Origin of the sequence: Falsiroseomonas oryzae, from assembly GCF_027856955.1 — a bacterium.
Classification (GTDB): Bacteria; Pseudomonadota; Alphaproteobacteria; order Acetobacterales; family Acetobacteraceae; genus Falsiroseomonas; species Falsiroseomonas oryzae.
Genome location: NZ_JAPSMD010000566.1, coordinates 1 through 2,886 on the forward strand (window position 1 = coordinate 1; position 2,886 = coordinate 2,886).

At 73.1% G+C, this 2,886-nt stretch carries 3 protein-coding genes; 2 read left to right on the top strand and 1 reads right to left on the bottom strand.

The features are described from left to right. On the bottom strand, positions 1 to 307 hold a 307-nt coding region (locus OZN99_RS28910; protein ID WP_270938675.1), incomplete at its 3' end, for a hypothetical protein. 198 nt (positions 308 to 505) lie between these two features. On the opposite strand from OZN99_RS28910, the gene OZN99_RS28915 reads away from it, so the two are divergent. Both OZN99_RS28915 and OZN99_RS28920 read left to right on the top strand, forming a co-directional pair. Continuing rightward, a complete protein-coding gene (locus tag OZN99_RS28915; protein ID WP_270938676.1) occupies positions 506 to 2,089 on the top strand; it encodes an ABC transporter substrate-binding protein in 1,584 nt (527 codons plus the stop codon). Between the two features lie 200 nt (positions 2,090 to 2,289). Next, positions 2,290 to 2,733 (top strand): CBS domain-containing protein, encoded by a 444-nt coding sequence (locus OZN99_RS28920; RefSeq protein ID WP_270938677.1) that lies wholly within the window; start codon positions 2,290 to 2,292, stop codon positions 2,731 to 2,733. Positions 2,734 to 2,886 lie beyond the last annotated feature (153 nt).

Genomic DNA, 2,886 nt, shown 5'->3' on the forward strand with positions numbered 1-2,886 from the left:
CCGCGCGGGAGGCGACGGCCGCACCGGCCTCGCCCGCCAGCAGGGCCGGCACCTGCGGCAGCGCCGACCCGCCGCCCATCAGCGCCACCAGGCACACCACGCCGCCGAGCGCGGCCGCCACCCAGGCGTTTCGTGCGAAGGAGGCGGCGACCGCCAGCAGCCCGAGCATCGCGGGGATCAGCGCCGTCCAGTGCACCGCGCCCGCCGGCAGCAGGTATCCCGCGGCGCCGATCGCCAGCAGCACCACGCCCAGCACGCGCAGCACGCGCGCCACGCAATTCACCGACCAGATGGCAGAAAGGGCCATGGCGCCGCGCCTCCACAGGGGGCCGCCGGGGCGGCCACGGGATGGAGGTCCGACATCGCGCGCCGCATGGCACGCCAGAGGGGCCCGGACCGTTGCGCGGCAGTTGGCCTCGGCGACCCGGCCCTTCAAGCCCTCGGGCGTTGCGCCCGCGCCCCGCGCCGCGCCATCCTGCGCGCACCCCAGCGCCCCGAGGTCCGCATGCGCCGCCGCACCCTCCTCTCCGGCCTCGCCGCCACCGGCCTCTCGCCCGCCATGCCGTCGCTGGCGCAGGGCCCGGCCGCCACCACGCTGCGCTGGATGCCGCAGGCCGACGTCACCACGCTCGACCCGATGAGCACCACCGCCTATGGCGTGCGCAACCACGGCCACATGTGCTGGGACACGCTGTACGGCCCCGACGAATCCTTCGCCATGCAGCCGCAGCTCTGCGAGGGGCATGTGGTGGAGGATGACGGGCTGCGCTGGGTCTTCACCCTGCGCGAGGGCATCCGCTTCCACGACAACGAACGCATCCGCGCCGCCGACGCCGTTGCCTCCATCGCGCGGTGGTCGGCGCGCGACACGCTCGGCCAGACGCTGCGCGAGCGCACGGCGGAGATGCGCGCGCTGGACGACCGCCGCTTCGAGATCCGCCTGAACCAGCGCTTCGGCCCGATGCTGGAGGCGCTGGGCAAGCCCAGCAGCTATCCCTGCTTCGTCTTCCCCGAGCGCTTCGCCAATGTCGATCCGGCGCGCCCCTTCACCGAGGTCGTCGGCTCCGGCCCCTATCGCTTCGTGGCGGAGGAGCGGCTGTCCGGCGCGCGCAACGTCTATCGCCGCTTCGAGGGCTACGTGCCCAACCCGCGCGCGCCCAGCCTGCTCGGCGGCGCCAAGGTGGCAGGCTTCGAGCGCGTGGTGTTCAACTGGATCCCCGATGCCGGCACCGTCGCCGCCGCGATCCAGGCCGGCGAGATCGACGTCTACGAGCAGGTCGCGCCCGACCTGCGCCCCATCCTGCGCCGCCACCGCGACATCGTGGTGGAGCGCATCGACGCCGGCGGCCTGGTCGCGCATCTGCGCTTCAACCACCTGCATCCGCCCTTCGACAATCCGGCCATCCGCCGCGCGCTGCTGCACTCGATCAACCAGGCGGACTTCATGACCGCCATCATGGGCACCGACCGCAGCCTCTGGGCCGAGGGCATCGGCGCCTTCCCCACCTCCTCCGCGCTGGCGAACGACGAGGGCATCGGCGTGCTGACCGCGCCGCGCAGCGTCGACCGCGCCCGCGCCGCGCTGCAGGCGGCGGGCTACGCCAACCAGCCCGTGACCGTGCTGCACCCGACCGACGTGGTGAACAACAACACGCTGACCACGCTGCTGACCGACACGATGAAGCGCAGCGGCCTGAACGCCGAAAGTGCGACCAGCGACTGGGGCACCGTGCTGCAGCGCCGCGCCCGGCAGGAGCCGCCGGGCCAGGGCGGCTGGAACGCGCTCGTCGTGCTGTTCGGCGGCGTCGACCTCGGGAATCCCGGCGTGCATCCGCTGCTGCGCGCCAATGGACGGGCCGCCTGGTTCGGCTGGCCGACCAGCCCCGCGCTGGAGGCGCTGCGCGAGGAATGGCTCGCCGCGCCCGACCTCGAGGCGCAGAAGCCGATCGGCCGGCGCATCCAGGCTGCGCTGTGGCAGGACCTGCCCTACATCCCGCTCGGCCAGTACTACATCGACGCCGCCTATCGCCGCGGCCTGACCGGTATCCAGAAAGGCCTGACGCTGCCGCTCGGCATCCGGCGGGGCTGAGCGCGCGCTGTCACGTCGGGCTGACACAAGGCGCTGTCACGGTTCGGGATGGAGGCGAATTAACCGGTCCTGCTAGGGCCCGGTCGCGGTTCTTCGTTGCGCCTCTGCGCCGCCGCGGCGTAGAGCCAAGGGACGAGGAAGGCACCCACGGGGCGGAACGACCCCGGCGCGACACGCAACGCGAACCAAGGTGCAGGTCCATGACCATCTCCGCCGTGCTCAGGCAGAAAGGCAACGCCGTGATCTCCGTGACGCCGGAAACCCCGGTGACGGAAGTCGCCTGCCTGCTCGACCAGCGCCGGATCGGCGCGGTGCTCGTGCTCGATCCGCGCCGCCGCGTCCTCGGCATCGTGTCGGAGCGCGACGTGGTCCGCGCGCTCGCCACCCGCGCCGGCGGCATCGAGGGCATGGCGGCGGAAGAGCTGATGACGCGCCAGGTCGTCATGGTCGCGCCCGACACGCCCGTGGACGCCGCGCTGCAGATCATGGACGAGGGCTATTTCCGCCACCTCCCCGTGGTCAACGCGGACGGCGTGCTGCTCGGCCTGGTCAGCGTGCGCGACCTGGTGCGCCACCGCCTGGCGCAGCAGGCCCATGCGGTGGAGAGCCTGACCGACTACGTGACGCGCAGCTACATGCACTGAGCGCACGCCGCCGAATCGGGACTTCCCAAGCCCCCCGGCCGCCCGCACCCTCCCGCGACGTAATGGGAGGACAGACCATGCACCGACGCACGCTGCTCGCCGCCGCCGCCGCGCTGGCCGCGACGCGCGCCACCGCGCAGCCCGCCGATGCCG

Bases quoted from the DNA above. Each gene is read 5' to 3' on its own strand.
- OZN99_RS28915 (WP_270938676.1), top strand. From the start codon at position 506: ATGCGCCGCCGCACCCTCCTCTCCGGCCTCGCCGCCACCGGCCTCTCG.
- OZN99_RS28920 (WP_270938677.1), top strand. From the start codon at position 2,290: ATGACCATCTCCGCCGTGCTCAGGCAGAAAGGCAACGCCGTGATCTCC.